The sequence below is a fragment of the Testudinibacter crocodili genome (assembly GCF_006228025.1).
Taxonomy (GTDB): Bacteria; Pseudomonadota; Gammaproteobacteria; order Enterobacterales; family Pasteurellaceae; genus Chelonobacter.
The window spans coordinates 1-820 of the sequence record NZ_VDHF01000012.1 but is presented as its reverse complement, the minus strand read 5'-3'; the positions used below and the strand labels follow the sequence as shown (position 1 = coordinate 820).

Annotated in this window: 1 protein-coding gene; it reads right to left on the bottom strand. The window is 52.3% G+C overall.

Annotation, left to right across the window (positions count from 1 at the left end):
* Positions 1–820, bottom strand: an 820-nt coding sequence (locus FHQ23_RS01185; protein ID WP_267963583.1) for an alanine-zipper protein, incomplete at both ends; no start/stop codon positions are given.

Here is an 820-nt window from a genome sequence, read left to right as displayed (position 1 = left end):
TCGTCTTGCACCAAACCGATGCCGCCGTTATTGATATTGTTGATGGTGGTGGTTAACTTAGTAATTTCACCACTGTTTTTATCGGCAATCGCTTTCACCGCATACAACTGTTTACCGCTGACCGCATCGGTTGAGGTGGTTGACACCGTGCCGTCTTTTAAGTTGGTGATTTTACTGCCACCGGTGCCCGCCAGTGCCACCGTGTCTTTGGCGGCATTGTATTTCACATTCAGGGCATCTGCGGCTTGCAGCGCAGTAATGTTGGTTTTATTGGTATTGGCAGTACTGTTAGCGGTATTGGCGGTGTTTTGTGCTGCCGTTGCCGTAGTCTGGGCGGCGGTGGCGGCGGTTCTCGCGCCGTCTGCAGTGGTCTTAGCCGTATTGGCAGTGGTTTGCACCCCAAACAGCTGCTTACCGTTAACCGCCTCGGTCGAGGTCGCCGAAACCGTGCCGTCTTTTAAGTTGGTGATTTTAGTACCGCCGGTGCCGGTCAGCGCTACCGCACTTTTATCGGCATTATATTTAACACTCAATTTATCCGCATTCTGTAAATTGGTGATATTGGTTTTATTGGTATTAGCCGTGCTGTTAGCAGTATTAGCGGTGTTTTGTGCTGCCGTTGCCGTGGTTTGGGCAGCCGTGGCGGCGGTTCTCGCGCCGTCTGCGGTGGTCTTGGCCGTATTGGCAGTGGTTTGCACCCCAAACAGTTGCTTACCGTTAACCGCATCGGTTGAAGTCGCCGAAACCGTGCCATCTTTTAAGTTAGTGATTTTAGTGCCACCGGTGCCCGCCAGTGCTACTGTGTCTTTGGCGGCATTGT